The sequence below is a fragment of the Pseudomonas fildesensis genome (genome assembly GCF_001050345.1).
Lineage (GTDB): Bacteria > Pseudomonadota > Gammaproteobacteria > Pseudomonadales > Pseudomonadaceae > Aquipseudomonas > Aquipseudomonas fildesensis.
Genome location: NZ_LFMW01000012.1, coordinates 565,026 through 579,470 on the forward strand (window position 1 = coordinate 565,026; position 14,445 = coordinate 579,470).

Annotated in this window: 15 protein-coding genes; 6 read left to right on the plus strand and 9 right to left on the minus strand. The window is 61.6% G+C overall.

Annotated features, from left to right (window positions below):
• Positions 1 to 41: 41 nt before the first annotated feature.
• On the plus strand, positions 42 to 923 hold the full coding sequence (locus tag ACR52_RS19540) for a LysR family transcriptional regulator (protein ID WP_048728118.1): 882 nt from the start codon (positions 42 to 44) through the stop codon (positions 921 to 923).
• 56 nt (positions 924 to 979) lie between these two features.
• On the plus strand, positions 980 to 1,660 hold the full coding sequence (locus tag ACR52_RS19545) for a GNAT family N-acetyltransferase (protein WP_048728121.1): 681 nt from the start codon (positions 980 to 982) through the stop codon (positions 1,658 to 1,660).
• A gap of 227 nt (positions 1,661 to 1,887) precedes the next feature.
• Here ACR52_RS19545 and ACR52_RS19550 read toward each other — a convergent pair whose 3' ends face one another.
• Positions 1,888 to 2,499, minus strand: coding sequence for a TetR/AcrR family transcriptional regulator (locus tag ACR52_RS19550; RefSeq protein WP_048728124.1), 612 nt, complete (start codon positions 2,497 to 2,499; stop codon positions 1,888 to 1,890).
• 69 nt (positions 2,500 to 2,568) lie between these two features.
• On the opposite strand from ACR52_RS19550, the gene ACR52_RS19555 reads away from it, so the two are divergent.
• On the plus strand, positions 2,569 to 3,168 hold the full coding sequence (locus ACR52_RS19555) for an NAD(P)H-dependent oxidoreductase (RefSeq protein WP_048728126.1): 600 nt from the start codon (positions 2,569 to 2,571) through the stop codon (positions 3,166 to 3,168).
• A 1-nt stretch (position 3,169) separates the two neighbouring features.
• On the opposite strand, the gene ACR52_RS19560 is transcribed toward ACR52_RS19555, so the two are convergent.
• The 3 genes from ACR52_RS19560 to ACR52_RS19570 all read right to left on the minus strand — a co-directional run bounded on the left by ACR52_RS19560 (position 3,170) and on the right by ACR52_RS19570 (position 5,595).
• Positions 3,170 to 3,559 carry a hypothetical protein gene (locus ACR52_RS19560; protein ID WP_048728129.1) on the minus strand — a complete coding sequence of 130 codons (390 nt, stop codon included), beginning with the start codon at positions 3,557 to 3,559 and terminating at the stop codon, positions 3,170 to 3,172.
• A 134-nt stretch (positions 3,560 to 3,693) separates the two neighbouring features.
• Positions 3,694 to 4,950 (minus strand): 3-phosphoshikimate 1-carboxyvinyltransferase, encoded by a 1,257-nt coding sequence (aroA, locus tag ACR52_RS19565; RefSeq protein WP_048728133.1) that lies wholly within the window; start codon positions 4,948 to 4,950, stop codon positions 3,694 to 3,696.
• Positions 4,951 to 5,040: 90 nt separating this feature from the next.
• Positions 5,041 to 5,595 (minus strand): UPF0149 family protein, encoded by a 555-nt coding sequence (locus ACR52_RS19570; RefSeq protein ID WP_048728136.1) that lies wholly within the window; start codon positions 5,593 to 5,595, stop codon positions 5,041 to 5,043.
• A gap of 206 nt (positions 5,596 to 5,801) precedes the next feature.
• Here ACR52_RS19570 and ACR52_RS19575 point away from each other — a divergent pair, with 206 nt between their 5' ends.
• Together ACR52_RS19575 and nudC are read left to right on the plus strand one after the other, a co-directional pair.
• Positions 5,802 to 6,614, plus strand: a complete 813-nt coding sequence (locus ACR52_RS19575) for a crotonase/enoyl-CoA hydratase family protein (protein WP_048728139.1) — start codon at positions 5,802 to 5,804, stop codon at positions 6,612 to 6,614.
• A 5-nt stretch (positions 6,615 to 6,619) separates the two neighbouring features.
• Complete coding sequence (nudC, locus tag ACR52_RS19580; RefSeq protein ID WP_048728143.1) at positions 6,620 to 7,453, plus strand: NAD(+) diphosphatase; 834 nt, start codon at positions 6,620 to 6,622, stop codon at positions 7,451 to 7,453.
• Here the strand turns inward: nudC and ACR52_RS19585 are convergent.
• The 3 genes from ACR52_RS19585 to ACR52_RS19595 all read right to left on the minus strand — a co-directional run bounded on the left by ACR52_RS19585 (position 7,421) and on the right by ACR52_RS19595 (position 10,108).
• The gene (locus tag ACR52_RS19585) at positions 7,421 to 8,200 is read right to left on the minus strand and encodes a TSUP family transporter (RefSeq protein WP_048728146.1); all 780 of its coding nucleotides are present in this window, start codon (positions 8,198 to 8,200) and stop codon (positions 7,421 to 7,423) included. The genes nudC and ACR52_RS19585 overlap by 33 nt on opposite strands.
• Positions 8,201 to 8,327: 127 nt before the next feature.
• Positions 8,328 to 9,044 (minus strand): phosphatidylcholine synthase, encoded by a 717-nt coding sequence (pcsA, locus tag ACR52_RS19590; RefSeq protein WP_048728148.1) that lies wholly within the window; start codon positions 9,042 to 9,044, stop codon positions 8,328 to 8,330.
• A 149-nt stretch (positions 9,045 to 9,193) separates the two neighbouring features.
• Positions 9,194 to 10,108 carry a class I SAM-dependent methyltransferase gene (locus ACR52_RS19595; protein ID WP_048728151.1) on the minus strand — a complete coding sequence of 305 codons (915 nt, stop codon included), beginning with the start codon at positions 10,106 to 10,108 and terminating at the stop codon, positions 9,194 to 9,196.
• A gap of 190 nt (positions 10,109 to 10,298) precedes the next feature.
• On the opposite strand from ACR52_RS19595, the gene mdeB reads away from it, so the two are divergent.
• On the plus strand, positions 10,299 to 12,977 hold the full coding sequence (gene mdeB, locus ACR52_RS19600; protein WP_048728154.1) for an alpha-ketoglutarate dehydrogenase: 2,679 nt from the start codon (positions 10,299 to 10,301) through the stop codon (positions 12,975 to 12,977).
• Between the two features lie 64 nt (positions 12,978 to 13,041).
• Here the strand turns inward: mdeB and ACR52_RS19605 are convergent, their stop codons facing one another.
• Both ACR52_RS19605 and ACR52_RS19610 read right to left on the minus strand, forming a co-directional pair.
• Positions 13,042 to 13,530, minus strand: a complete 489-nt coding sequence (locus ACR52_RS19605) for a DUF1289 domain-containing protein (RefSeq protein ID WP_048728157.1) — start codon at positions 13,528 to 13,530, stop codon at positions 13,042 to 13,044.
• 52 nt (positions 13,531 to 13,582) lie between these two features.
• Positions 13,583 to 14,445, minus strand: an 863-nt coding sequence (locus tag ACR52_RS19610; RefSeq protein ID WP_048726667.1) for a ribonucleotide-diphosphate reductase subunit beta, incomplete at its 5' end; no start/stop codon positions are given.

Sequence of the window (14,445 nt, forward strand, 5' to 3'; positions counted from 1 at the left end):
TGCACTGAATACTTGCGCTAAACGCCTTATAAGGAGCGCTGATGCCGGATCTCAACTTGCTGATCACCCTCGACGTGCTGCTCAGCGAAGGCAGCGTCGCCCGCGCCGCCAAACGCCTGGGTTTGAGCCCTTCGGCGATGAGCCGGGCTTTGGCGCGCTTGCGTGAAACCACCGGTGACCCGTTGCTGGTGCGCGCCGGTCGCGGCCTGGTGCCAACGCCACGCGCGCTGGAACTGCGCGAACAGGTCGGCCAACTGGTGCAGGACGCCCAGGCGGTGCTGCGTCCTGTGCAATCTTTGGCGATGGGCGAGGTGGTGCGTACTTTCACCCTGCGCACCAGCGAAGAGTTTGTTGAAAGCGTCGGCCCGGCGTTGCTGGCACGCATCGCCCAAGAGGCTCCCGACGTGCGCCTGCGCTTCGTCAACAAGACTGACAAAGACAATGCGCTGCTGCGTGAAGGCAGCGTCGACCTGGAAACCGGTGTGGTCGACGCCACTGCCAGCCCCGAAGTGCTGACCCAGGCGCTGTTTCGTGATCGCCTGATCGGCGTCGTGCGCAGCGGCCATCCCCTCAGCCAGGGCGACGTCAGTGCAGAGCGGTTTGCCGAAGGCCAGCACGTCTACGTGTCTCGCCGCGGCCAGGCGCGTGGCCAGATTGACGATGCTCTCGAAGCCCAGGGCTTGACGCGAACAATCACAACCATCGTTGCCGGCTTCTCCACGGCCATCGCCTTGGCTCGCGACACGGACCTGATTGCCGCTGTGCCCGAACGCTATGCCACCAATCGACGCGACCTGTTCTGCTTTGCGCTCCCGTTGGCGTTACCGGCCTTCACCGTGGCCATGCTCTGGCACCCGCGCCTGGACGCCGACCTCGCCCATCGCTGGTTGCGCGGGTGTTTGCGCGAGGTGTGCGGGCAATGACCGGCCGGCAGCAGGTACAATCGCCGCTGCCTTGACGTGAAACCCCAGGAATTTGCATGTTCAGCCTTACCCGCTACACCACACCGTGCCCCGAGCCGATCAACAGCCAGATCCTGCAGATGGTGGTGGATAACCTCACCGACATCAGCAGCGTCGCGCTGGCGCCGAGCAACCTGCTCTACAACATCTACCAGTACGCGATTGGCTTTGAGGTGCACCTGTACCTTGAGGCGCTGAGCGGAGCGAAAGGGATTGCGGTCGAACTGATCGTCGCCACGGATGCGCAGGACCCGGAAAAGGTCATCGGTTTTTTGCTGTACCTGCCAGTGAAGGACGACCCCGAGGCATGCGGGGTGGCGTTCATGGCGGTGCAGGCCGCTTGCAGGCGCCAGGGTGTGGCGCGGAGCATGATGCAGGACATGCTGGCGCGTTATCCCCACGCCGAATTGGCGTGTGCGGTAGAAAAGGTGCCTGCATTTGAAGCCATGGGCTTGCAGGTACGCGGCGCGCGGGGCACCCAGGTGCTGATGAACACCCGGGACTACGGCACCGATGGCTTGATGGGCGTGCTGGATGTGGCGTCGATCTACAGCTCACTGGAGGTGCGGCAGATCCATACCTACCTGCTGCAAAAGCATGGCAAGCGCGCGATGGTGGATGCGGAGAAGCAGCGTGATCGGCATCTGGATCAATTGACGCGCAAGGTGCGGCTCTTCGTGAACGAGCGCCTGGGCTGAATAACAACGTCCCGTGGGGCAATACCGTTCAGTTAAGTTCAGCACTGCACCCTGTGGCGAAGGAGCTTGTCGGATTGCCGCACCGTCCCGTTGGACTGCCTAGCAGTCCCATCTTTGGGGCCGCTTCGCGGCCCAACGGGAGCAAGCGCCCTCGCCACAGGTACGGTGTTTGCTCTTAGAGGGTGTTTACCCATGGATGCGATGGCAACGGTATTACCCGCGCCCGATCAACCCGCGGTGCACACCCCGCGATTGACCATCGCCAGAATGGTCGCCAACAGTTCCTGCTGCGCCTCTTCACGGCTTATCTCGCCGCTGGCCGCTGCGTGGGACAGCGCTTCCGCCGCTCCCGACATCGCCCGCAGCCCCGCCTGGGAAACCCGACCACCGGGCGCAAACGGCGCCAGCGCGTCGCGGCACTTGTCGAGGAAGATCGCTTCGTACTTGCGCTTGAGGATTTCCAGTTCCGGCGAACTGCTCAGTGCCGCTATCACCCCCGGAATTTCGCGCCCCTGCAACAGCACGCAATCGACGTAGGCCGAGGCGATCACCCAAGCCCGATCCTCCAGTGTCGCGCTGCTGGCCTCAATGGCATCGGCAAACACTTGGTTCTGGCGCGCGTCAAAATCCTCGTACAGCGCGGTCAACAACCCCGAACGCGTGACGAAATGGTCGTACACCACCGGCTTGGTGACGCCCGCGAGTTCCGCCAGACGCCCCAGGGTCAGGGCGTCGGTGCCTTCCTCACGCACCAGTTGCCAGGCAACGTCGAGCAATTGGCGCAGGCGATCCTCGCGGGCCAGGCGCCGACGAGGGGGAGGGGATTGACTGCTTGACATGCTTATATACCAAAAGTAACTTACCAAAGGTAACTTAAGCCCAGCGTAAACCGAAAAGGAGTCAATGTCATGCACGCCTTGATCGTTGTTGCACACCACGACCGGCAATCGCTCACCCACAGCCTGGCTGCGCAAGTCGCCGCCGGATTGTCTGCGGCCGGCCATACCCATGAGATCGCCGACCTGGCCGCCGAAGGGTTCGACCCGCGTTACTCGACCGCCGACCACCTGGTGCACCGCACCCGTGCCACGCCACCGGCCGACGTGCTCGCCGAGCAGGCGCGCATCGACCGCGCCGACGCACTGGTCATCGTGTTTCCCATCTACTGGTGGTCAATGCCGGCCTTGCTCAAGGGCTGGGTCGACCGCGTATTCATCAACGGCTGGGCGATTGATTACGGCCCCGACACCCCCGTGGTGAAAAAGCTGCGGCACTTGCAGGTGCACCTGCTGGCCGTTGGCGCAGCGGATGAAGGCGCTTTCGATCGCCACGGCTACGCCAACGCCATGCGCACGCAGATCGACTACGGAATTTTTGATTACTGTGGGGCAAAGGTGGTGACGTCAGCGTTGCTGCTGGAGTCGGAAAGCGGTGGCGCGCAGGCGCATTTGCAAAAGGCCAGAGGCGTGGGGCAGGGCCTGTTTCAGGGCGAGACGGTGGCCGGGTAATTCAGCCTTCGCGAAACAGGTCGTGGGCATCCAGCAAGCGGTAGGCAATTTCCGGACGTTTCTCCAACCCTCGACGAATCGCCGCCGGAATCGACTGTCGGGTCTTGCGACACAGGCCCGGCAGTTCGTCGATTACGATCTGAATCCCGCGCATGCTCTTGACCTCCGTATGGCCCGGCGCGACATGCACGCGGATGCCCAATTGCTGGTACATCAGCTGTTGCATGCGCTCCAGGTCCTGGAGGTTCTTTAAGTCTTCCAGGCGCTCGATCAGGCGCTTTTCTTCCTGGCGAGTAAGGTTGAGGATGCGCGCGTCGGCGCCAGGGGCTTGCAGCAGTTGTTCGCGATCGCAGACACAGGCGCCGGGTGGGCAGGGTTGGCGAATGGTCATGAACGCTCCCGGCGAATTGGAGCTGTATGAGCAAGCTTGCTTGCGAAAAACGCCAGGGCACCGCGTTCATTCAGAATGAGCGCGTTATCGTTAACGACCTTCGCGAGCAAGCTCGCTCCTACAGTAGGGTTGTGTCAGTAACTTAATTGAACGCCCAAGCTACCCAGAGCCTTCCAGTACTCAGGATAGGTCTTGGCGACGCAATCCGGGTCTTGAATTTTGATACCCGAGACTTTCAGCCCGGCAAGGGCAAAGCACATGGCGATGCGGTGGTCGGCGTGGGTGTCGATCAGTGCATTGCACGACGTGCCGGCCAACGCAGGGTCGGCGGCTACCAGCAAGTCGTCGCCTTCAATGGTCGCCAGGCCCGGGCGGATTTCATTGAGGCCGTCATGCAGCGCCTGCACGCGATCACATTCCTTGACCCGCAGGTTGGCCAGCTCGGTGAAACGCACCGGTGTGTTGTTGAACGCGGCCAGCACGGCCAGAGTCGGAATCGCGTCCTGCATTTGCGAGCCGACGACGATGGCCTGCATGTTCGGGAACTGCGCGATCACCTCTTGGGCCTTGGCGTCCGGCTGGGTGAAATCCTGCGCGGCCACGCCGATGTCGATGCGGCCACCGGTCAGCACTTCAGCGGCCCACAGGTAAGTGGCGGCGGAAGCGTCCGGTTCGATCAGGTAGTCGTGGGCGGTGTAGCCGGTCGGCGCCACGCGCCAGGTAGTGTCGTCGACCACCTCGACCTGTGCGCCGAACGCACGCATGCAATCCAGGGTCAGGTCGACGTAGCCGCGGGCGCCGATGTCCTTGCCGGTCAGGGCCACTTCAATCGCTGCTTCGCCACAGGCGGCGAGCATCAACAGCGCCGACACGTACTGGCTGGACAAACCGCCATCAATCTCAAAACGCTTGGCCTGGACCTTGCCGACGCCATGCACGGTCACCGGTGGGCAGCCGGTCGGGCTGTCAACCTGGATACCGTTCTGGCCGAGGGTGGCCAGCAGCGGGCCGATCGGGCGTTTCTGCATGTAGTCGTCGCCGTCGAGCACCACGGTGCCTTGCACGGTGGCCACGGCGGCAGTGAGGAAGCGCATCGCGGTGCCGGCATTGCCGAGGAACAACGGCTGCGCCGGCAATTGCAGCTTGCCGGAGCCTACGACGACAAACGTAGTGTCGTCCGGCTCATCGATGATCACGCCCATCTGGCGCAGGGCCACCGACATGTGGCGGGTGTCATCACTCTTCAATGCACCGCTCAGGCGGCTGGTGCCCTTGGCCAGGGCCGCGAGCAGCAAGGCGCGGTTGGTAATGGATTTGGAGCCGGGCGGTGCGACCTTGCCGTTCAGGGGGACATTGGGCGGTGTAACGGTCACGGTTTTCTGCGAACTCAAGGTACAAGGCTCCTGATCAAGGCAAGGTGGAACGGAGTGGCCGACGGGCGGACACGAATAATCGGCCAAAGCAGCGGTGCTTGTCGAGGTCTAGCGCAAGGCCAGCCAGTAATCATGCAGCGCCCGCGCGGCCGGTTCGATCTCACTGACCCGCTGTTGATGGGCCTTCACATCCAAATCCGCCGGCAACTCAAAGTTGTCCTGCTCGGCACACCAGGAGATTTTTTCCAGTTGTGCAGCCTGTTCGCCCGGCAGTTCCGGCCAGTTGCCAATGGCCGCGCCACGGATGTAGCCAAAGCACCATTCTTCCGCGAGGGTCAGCGCATGGCCTTGATGCTCGGTCTCGTCGAACTGTGCCTTGAAGCCCTGGGCATTACTGGCCAGTTGCGTGGCCAGGGTGTTCATGTGGCGCACGCACAGGTCGAGAAACTGCTGGGCTTCCTCAGGGCTTTCCCACTCCGGGTTCTGCCCACCCCAGATGGCCGGGAACCACTCAGTGATATCCACCTGTGCCGGGCTGGACACCAGGGCGGTGAAGTAGCCGTCGAGTTCGGCCAGGTTCAGCACTGAGTGGTCGTCGCCGTATTTCAACAGGGTTTCATCGATGAAGGCGAAATCGGCGGGGGTGAGGGGTTGGGCTTGCATGGGCATATCCTTTGAGCGTCGAACGCCGCTGACGGGCGGCTTAAAGCGCGCAGGATGGCGCTTGGGCGGGATTTTTTCCAGCGTTTTCCCGACGGGGGCACCCACAACATTCCATGACCTTTGCCAGTCCTGTTTTTGGCCGACGCGCCTTGATACACCCTTGATATAGTTCGGGCCTTATCAGCCGCCAGTCAGGGATCACTGCCATGTCCGAATACCAAGCTTTTGTCGTCGAACTCACCGGCAACGTTGCCCATGTGCAGATCAATCGCCCGGAAAAGATCAACGCGATGAACGCGGCGTTCTGGACCGAAATCATCGACATTTTCCAGTGGGTGGAAGACACCGACGCCGTGCGTGCGGTGGTGCTCAGCGGCGCCGGCAAGCATTTCTCCTCGGGCATCGACCTGATGATGCTGGCCTCGGTCGCCAACGACTTCGGCAAGGACGTAGGCCGTAACGCGCGCCTGCTGCGCCGCAAGATCCTCGAACTGCAAGCCTCGTTCAACGCCGTCGACAACTGCCGCAAACCGGTGCTGGCGGCGATTCAGGGTTACTGCATCGGCGGTGCCATTGACCTGATCAGCGCTTGTGACATGCGTTATGCCGCTGAAGACGCGCAGTTCTCGATCAAGGAAATCGACATCGGCATGGCCGCCGACGTTGGCACCCTGCAACGCCTGCCGCGCATCATCGGTGACGGCATGCTGCGTGAGCTGGCGTATACCGGTCGCCCGTTCGGCGCCGATGAAGCGCGCAGCATCGGCCTGGTCAATCGCGTCTATCCCGATCAAGAAAGCCTGCTGGCCGGCGTGCTGGAGATCGCCCATCAAATCGCCGCCAAGTCACCGATTGCCGTGACCGGCACCAAGGCCATGATCAGCTACATGCGTGACCATACAGTCAATGACGGTCTGGAATACGTTGCCACCTGGAACTCGGCTATGTTGCAATCCAACGACCTGCGCGTGGCCATCGCGGCCCATATGAGCAAGCAGAAACCCGAATTCGTGGATTGACTGACATGACCCCAGGCTGGATTACCACAACGCTGCTGGACAACGACGCCCAAGGCGGCTGGGCCGTTGCCCGCAGCCGCGAGGGCTTTTTGCACGACACCAACGGCCCGCTGTTCCCTCGGGAATGGCTCAAGCGCCAGGACCTGTCGGTATTTGCCGAACACGGCATTGGCCACCTCGACGGCGAACCGGTGTACCTGCTGGAACTGAATTCGGCCAGCGACGTGCCCGGCTGCAGTTGGCAGGGCCTGCGCGGCTTCATGCTGCAAGGTGATCACACACTGTACAAAGTGCTGGGCTACGCCGCGCAGATCGGCACCTGGGCGCGGGAACACCGGTTTTGCGGCAGTTGCGGCCAGGCCATGGTCCAAGTGCCACGGGAGCGGGCGATGTTCTGCCAGGCCTGTGACTTGCGCAGCTACCCACGCATTTCGCCGAGCATGATTGTGCTGGTGACCCGTGGCGACGAGATTCTGCTGGCGCGTTCGCCACGCTTTGTCACGGGCGTATACAGCACGTTGGCGGGGTTTGCCGAGCCGGGCGAATCGGCCGAAGACTGCCTGATCCGCGAAGTGCGCGAGGAAGTGCAGGTGGAGGTCAAGAACATCCAGTACATGGGCAGCCAGTGCTGGCCGTTCCCACACTCGATGATGCTGGGCTTCCATGCCGAGTACGCCGGCGGCGATATCGTGCCCCAGGCCGACGAGATCGAAGACGCACAATGGTTCAACATCCACGACCTGCCGCCGTTGCCGGCGTCGCGTTCGATTGCGCGTTACCTGATCGACCTCTACCTGGCCCGCCGTTTAGGCCACGCTGAACCAGTGCTGCCAGGCTAGGCGCACCGTCAGGCCGAGGACCACGGTGATAAACACCGGACGAATGAATTTGGCGCCGCCGCTGATCGCGCTGCGTGCGCCGAAGAACGCGCCACCCATCACCGAAAAGCCCATGGCCAGGCCGACGATCCAGTCCACCGAACCGTTAAAGATAAACACCGACAGCGCCGCCGCGTTGCTGACGAAGTTCATGCTGCGCGCCACGCCGCTGGCTTTTACCAGGTCGATGGGGTGCAGCAGCATCGTGCTGACGGTCCAGAACGCACCGGTCCCAGGCCCGGCTACGCCGTCGTAGAAGCCCAGGCCGAAGCCTTGGGTGCTTTGCCATTTCTTCTTGATCGGCGCGTCGGCATCCAGCGGTGCCTTGGGCGTGCCGCCAAACAACAGGTACAGGCCGCAACCGAAGACGATCACCGGGAGCATCTTGTTCAGGGTTTCGGCGGGCAGGTAATGGGCGACGACGGCACCGGCGAGGGCACCGATCAGGGTGCCGACGATGGCGTGCACCCATTGGCGCGGGTGGAACAGTTTGCGGCGGTAGAAGGTGAAACTGGCGGTGGCGGAACCAAACGTGGAGCTGAGTTTGTTGGTACCCAGCACCATGTGCGGCGGCATACCCGCGGTGAGCAGGGCGGGGGTGGTCAGGAGCCCGCCGCCGCCGGCGATGGCGTCGATGAAACCGGCGATGAAGGCTACGACGGCCAGGATGGCGAGGGTAGTGAGGTCTACGCTGAGTTCGAAGGGCATGGGCGGGGCTTATTATTGGCAGGGCGCAGAAGGGACAGCGCCAAAGGCCGGTATCTTACCTGTTTGAAGTATGGAGATCCAAATGTGGGAGCAAGCCCCTCCCACATTTGAGACCGTACCCGCTTGATTACCGGTGGGTTTCGATCCACTCCAGCGCCGTCCGCCAAACACAAATCCCGAGGAAGTAGGCCGACATCACCGACCACAACCCAAACGTCCACGGGTTGGTATTCGGATAATCCACCACCATCAAAAAGCTGCACAACAACCAGATCGTGGTCACCGCAATATTGATCGGCATAAACCGCTTCACCCGAAACGGATGCAGAAATTTCATCGGCGTCACGGTCAGCAGCGCCAGCCCGATCACCGTCAACAATGTCACCCACGCCGCCGGCTGGATGATATAGACGCACAGGGCAACCACGTTCCAGGCCGCCGGGAAGCCGACAAAGTAGTTGTCCTTGCTCTTCATGTTGACGTTGCAGAAGCAAAACAGCGACGACACCAGGATCACCGACACCGTAAACAGGTGGGTGAACTCGGGCAGGTCGATATAGCGATAGATAAACAGCGCCGGAATAAACACATAGGTGAGGTAATCAATCACCAAGTCCAGCACCGAACCGTCAAAGCTTGGCAATACCGTGCTGACATTCACCCGTCGCGCCAATGAGCCATCGACACCATCGACCACCAGCGCCAGGCCCAGCCATAGCAGGCAGGCCTTGGGTGAGTTTTCCAGCAGTGCCAGGGTGGCCAGGAAGGCCAATACCACACCGGTGGCGGTAAAGCCGTGGGCGCCCCAGGCTTTTAATCTGGCTACATGCAGGGTCGATATCACGGGCTGTTCTCCAAAGGGTGGAACGGGGCAGCCGACGGCGTTACGCCGTCGAGTCTGGCCAGGGGATGCAGGTATCGACCGGGAAGGGGGGGATAAGGTTCACCACCCCGGTGTATTGATTAGCGTAGCAAGCGTAGGCCGTTTCGGCATCAGCCTTGGCGGAACACCAGTGCTTTAAGGCCACTTTGTGCGTCGATATCCGGAAATTCCGGCGGGTTTTCCAGGCGTTCCACGAAGCGCAGGCCCGGAGCTTCGCGGGTAACGCCGTCGATCAGGAAGTCTTCGCCAAAGGCCGGATCATTCATGCACGCCAGCACGCTGCCCTGTGCGGTGAGCAAATCCGGCAGGCGGCGCAGTACGCGCTGGTAGTCCTTGGTCAGCAGGAAACTGCCTTTCTGGAAAGACGGCGGATCGATAATCACCAAGTCATAGGGGCCATAACTGCTGACCTTGGCCCAGGATTTGAACAGGTCGTGACCGAGGAAGGTCACTTTGCCCAGGTCGTGGCCATTCAGGCGATGGTTGTCGCGGCCACGGCTCAGTGCGCCGCGGGCCATGTCCAGGTTCACCACGTGCTCGGCGCCGCCTTCAATGGCGGCCACAGAAAAACCGCAGGTGTAGGCAAACAGGTTGAGTACGCGCAGGTCTTTGGCCTGTTCGCGCACCCAGTTGCGTCCGTAGCGCATGTCCAGAAATAGCCCGCTGTTCTGTTTTTTACCCAGGTCGATCAGGTAACGCAGGCCGCCTTCGGTAATGGTCAGCTCGTCGACGGCCTCACCGACCAGCCATTCGGTGGTGCTTTGCGGCAGATAGCGGTGTTGCAGCGCGACGGTATACGCCCCCAACTGCGCCTGCAGTAGCTGTTTCAAGGCTTGCAGTTGCGCCGCATCCGGTTCCTTGAACAGCGAGACCAGTACCACGCCCTGCAGCCAGTCCACGGTCAGTTGCTCCAGGCCCGGCCAGCAGCGGCCACGGCCGTGGAACAGGCGCCGGGTTTCAGCGGGCGGGCTGGCCAGGGCGGTGAGCAGGTGGGCGTGCAGGGTGGCGAGTACGTCTGGGGTCATCGTTAAACGTCAGTCGTTGAGCGGGCGGCATTTTAAACACAATTGCCACGTTTCGGGGTGCTGGAGCACAACGTGCTGGGAATCGTCTGATTGGCAGCGATTCATGCTCAAAATACGCTGTGGCGCGCCTCACAAGAGGCAAAAAATCCTCAGTCACCGACATAAACTGAAAAAAAGCCCGGAGGTGCCCATGAACGGTTTCGCGAGTGCAGTGAATCACACAGCAATGGATCAGGAAGAGCTGAACGAGTGGCGCGATGCCCTGGCCTCGTTGGTGGCCAATGCCGGCCCCGAGCGCGCACGCCAGATTCTCGACCTGTTGGCCCGCGAAGGCAGCGCCCCGCACATCGACTGGAAGCCGCGCCACGGCACGCCCTATATCAACAGTATCAGCGTCGAGCAGCAGCCGGCGTTTCCCGGCGACCTCGCTACCGAAGAGCGTCTGGCCTCGCTGGTGCGCTGGAATGCCCTGGCCATGGTGGTACGCGCGAACCAGGCCTATGGCGAACTCGGTGGCCATATCGCCAGCTACGCGAGTGCGGCGGATTTGTTCGAAGTCGGCTTCAACCATTTTTTCCGCGCCCGCCACGAGAGCTTTGGCGGCGATCTGGTGTTCTACCAACCCCATTCCGCGCCGGGTATCTACGCGCGCGCCTTCCTTGAAGGCCGTCTGAACGAAAGCGACCTGGCCCATTATCGCCAGGAAATCGGCGGGGCTAAAGCGGGTGCACGCGGGCTGTCCAGTTATCCCCATCCCTGGTTGATGCCGGACTTCTGGCAGTTCCCCACCGGTTCCATGGGCATCGGCCCCATCAGCTCGATTTTCCAGGCGCGCTTCATGCGCTATCTGCAGCATCGCGGCTTGCAGGACACCACCGACCGCCACGTCTGGGGAGTGTTCGGCGACGGCGAAATGGACGAGCCGGAAAGCATGTCGGCCCTGACCCTGGCCGCTCGCGAAGGCCTGGACAACCTGACCTGGGTGGTCAACTGCAACCTGCAACGCCTCGACGGCCCGGTGCGCGGCAACGGTCGAATCATTGACGAACTGGAGGCATTGTTCGGCGGTGCCGGCTGGAACGTGATCAAGCTGGTATGGGGCTCGGACTGGGACGCCTTGCTGGCCAAGGACGCCGACGGCGCGTTGGTCGAGACGCTGTCACACACCGTGGACGGGCAATTCCAGACCTTTGCCGCCAAGGACGGCGCGTATAACCGCGAACATTTCTTCGGCCAGAGCAAGTCGCTGGCCAAGTTGGTCGAGGGCATAAGCGACGAACAGATCGACCGCCTCAAACGCGGGGGCCACGACATGGTCAAGATCCACGCGGCCTACCACGCCGCGCGCCGGGTCAAGGGCAAGCCCACGGTGATCCTGGCCCAGACCAAAAAAGGCTTCGGCATGGGCGAAGCGGGGCAGGGCAAGATGACCACCCACCAGCAGAAGAAGCTCGATCGCGACGCGCTGATCGCCTTCCGCAATCGCTTCCAGTTGCCGCTGTCGGATGAACAGACCGAGTCCCTGAGTTTTTTCAAACCGGCCGATGACAGCGTCGAACTGCGCTACCTGCATCAACGTCGCCACGCCCTGGGCGGTTACGTGCCCAGCCGCAGCCAGCTTGCAGCATCGGTCAACGTGCCGCCTATTGCCGGTTACGCCGCTTTCGCCACGGCAGCCGAGGGCAAGGAGATGTCCACCACCATGGCCTTCGTGCGCATGCTCACCAACTTGCTCAAGGACAAATCCCTCGGGCCGCGCATCGTCCCTATCGTCGCTGACGAGGCGCGCACCTTCGGCATGGCCAACCTGTTCAAGCAGATCGGCATCTATTCCAGCGTCGGCCAGCGCTACGAGCCGGAAGACATCGGCTCGATCCTCAGCTACCGCGAAGCCACCGACGGGCAAATCCTCGAAGAAGGCATCAGCGAGGCCAGCGCCATCAGTTCCTGGGTCGCTGCGGCCACCAGCTACTCGGTGCATGGCCTGCGCATGTTGCCGTTCTACATCTATTACTCGATGTTCGGCTTCCAGCGCGTAGGCGACTTGATCTGGGCGGCTGCCGACCAGCGCGCCCGTGGTTTCCTGCTGGGTGCCACCGCCGGCCGCACCACCCTGGGCGGCGAAGGGTTGCAGCATCAGGATGGCAGTAGCCATCTCGCCGCCGCCACGGTGCCCAACTGCCGCGCCTACGACCCGGCATTTGCTGGCGAATTTGCGGTGATCCTCGACCACGGCATGCGCCAGATGCTGGAGCACGATGTGGACGAGTTCTACTACGTAACCCTGATGAACGAAAACTACCCGCAGCCGACACTGCCCGAGGGGGTGGAAGCGTCGATCATCAAGGGTATGTATCGCCTGGGCGGAGCGCCCGACGCGAAGGTGCGCTTGCTCGGTTCAGGCACCCTGGTGCGTGAGGCACAGGCGGCGGTGAAATTGCTGGCCGACGACTGGCAGGTGGCGAGCGAGGTGTTCAGCGTCACCAGCTTCAGCGAACTGGCACGGGATGCGCGGGAGGTGGAACGGTGGAATCGGTTGCATCCGCAGGAAGTTGCACGGACCAGTCACTTGACCGGTTGCCTGCCTAAGGGCGCACCGGTGATCGCCGTGTCTGACTATGTGCGGGCAGTGCCGCAGATGATCGCTTCCTACCTGGATTCCCGCTACACCGTGCTCGGCACCGATGGTTTCGGGCGAAGTGATACACGGGCTGCGCTGCGGGATTTCTTTGAAGTGGACCGCCATCACATTGTGTTGGCTGCGCTGACGGCGTTGGTGGAGCAGGGGAGTCTGGAACCGCAGGTGTGCCAGCAGGCGATTGAGCGGTATGGCGTGCAGCCGGAGCGCGCCGCTTCCTGGAATGCCTGACCGGCATATATCCAAATGTGGGAGGGGGCTTGCTCCCTCCTACAGTGTGGTGTTGTGGTGAGGTTTAGAACGTGGCGATCAGGGCCGGTCCAAACGCCTCGCGGATAAATCCCGGCGCGATGTAGCGTTCGTAATGTGCCTCGGAAAGCAGAAAAAACTCCCGGTCAATCGCATCGCGTAAATCCGCCAGGCTGCGCTCACGAAACTCCGGCAGTAACGCCAGCCCATATGCATCCAGCTTCGAAATCACCCGCGCACCGCGGGCAATCAACTGGTACGCCCAGCAATACGGCGACTGGTGCGGCATAAAGCGGATCTTGCGGTCTTCCAACTGCTGGCGCAGGCGCTGCGGATCGAACACTTCCAGCTTGCTGGCCATCACCTGCACCAGCAACTGTTCAAGGCGCAGCCACACCGCTTGTTTTTCTTCGGCGTTATAGCCGTTCCACTGAATGACTTCGTGGTGGTAGCGCTTGCAGCCACGGCAGACCAGGTCGCCATACACGGTGGAGCACAGGCCGACGCAGGGTGTCTTGATGGTTTGACTGGGCATAAAAAGACATCGACAGGTAAAACAACGCGGCCCCCGAAGGGGCCGTTTTATATCAATCCCAGCTCAGCGCGCCGCCCGTCTGGTACTCGATCACACGGGTCTCAAAGAAATTCTTCTCTTTCTTCAAGTCCATGATCTCGCTCATCCAAGGGAACGGATTGGTGGTGCCTGGGTATTCTTCTTTCAAACCGATCTGCGACAAGCGACGGTTAGCGATGAACTTGAGGTAATCCTCCATCATCGCCGCGTTCATGCCCAATACACCGCGTGGCATGGTGTCGCGCGCGTATTCAATCTCCAGCTGAGTCCCTTGCAGAATCATCTGGGTCGCTTCTTCCTTCATCTCGGCATCCCACAGATGTGGGTTTTCGATTTTGATCTGGTTGATCACATCGATACCGAAATTCAAGTGCATCGATTCATCGCGCAGGATGTACTGGAACTGCTCGGCCACGCCGGTCATTTTGTTGCGACGGCCCATGGAGAGGATCTGGGTGAAGCCGCAGTAGAAGAAGATGCCTTCCAGGACGCAGTAGTAGGCGACCAAGTTGCGCAGCAGCTCTTTGTCGGTGTCGACGGTGCCGGTTTCGAACTTTGGATCGGAGATGGAGCGGGTGTACTTGAGGCCCCACGCCGCTTTCTTAGCGACCGATGGAATCTCGTGGTACATGTTGAAGATCTCGCCTTCATCCATGGCCAGCGATTCGATGCAGTACTGGTAGGCGTGGGTGTGGATCGCTTCTTCGAAGGCCTGGCGCAGGATGTACTGGCGGCACTCCGGGTTGGTGATCAGGCGGTACACGGCCAGGACCAGGTTGTTGGCGACCAACGAATCGGCAGTGGAGAAGAAGCCGAGGTTGCGCATGACGATGCGGCGTTCGTCGTCGGTCAGGCCTTCGGGGTCTTTCCACACGG

What these genes read in the sequence shown, in the direction of transcription:
- ACR52_RS19540 (WP_048728118.1), top strand. Translation starts at nt 42, where the DNA reads ATGCCGGATCTCAACTTGCTGATCACCCTCGACGTGCTGCTCAGCGAA.
- ACR52_RS19545 (WP_048728121.1), top strand. Translation starts at nt 980, where the DNA reads ATGTTCAGCCTTACCCGCTACACCACACCGTGCCCCGAGCCGATCAAC.
- ACR52_RS19550 (WP_048728124.1), bottom strand. Translation starts at nt 2,499, where the DNA reads ATGTCAAGCAGTCAATCCCCTCCCCCTCGTCGGCGCCTGGCCCGCGAG.
- ACR52_RS19555 (WP_048728126.1), top strand. Translation starts at nt 2,569, where the DNA reads ATGCACGCCTTGATCGTTGTTGCACACCACGACCGGCAATCGCTCACC.
- ACR52_RS19560 (WP_048728129.1), bottom strand. Translation starts at nt 3,559, where the DNA reads ATGACCATTCGCCAACCCTGCCCACCCGGCGCCTGTGTCTGCGATCGC.
- ACR52_RS19570 (WP_048728136.1), bottom strand. Translation starts at nt 5,595, where the DNA reads ATGCAAGCCCAACCCCTCACCCCCGCCGATTTCGCCTTCATCGATGAA.
- ACR52_RS19575 (WP_048728139.1), top strand. Translation starts at nt 5,802, where the DNA reads ATGTCCGAATACCAAGCTTTTGTCGTCGAACTCACCGGCAACGTTGCC.
- nudC (WP_048728143.1), top strand. Translation starts at nt 6,620, where the DNA reads ATGACCCCAGGCTGGATTACCACAACGCTGCTGGACAACGACGCCCAA.
- ACR52_RS19585 (WP_048728146.1), bottom strand. Translation starts at nt 8,200, where the DNA reads ATGCCCTTCGAACTCAGCGTAGACCTCACTACCCTCGCCATCCTGGCC.
- ACR52_RS19595 (WP_048728151.1), bottom strand. Translation starts at nt 10,108, where the DNA reads ATGACCCCAGACGTACTCGCCACCCTGCACGCCCACCTGCTCACCGCC.
- mdeB (WP_048728154.1), top strand. Translation starts at nt 10,299, where the DNA reads ATGAACGGTTTCGCGAGTGCAGTGAATCACACAGCAATGGATCAGGAA.
- ACR52_RS19605 (WP_048728157.1), bottom strand. Translation starts at nt 13,530, where the DNA reads ATGCCCAGTCAAACCATCAAGACACCCTGCGTCGGCCTGTGCTCCACC.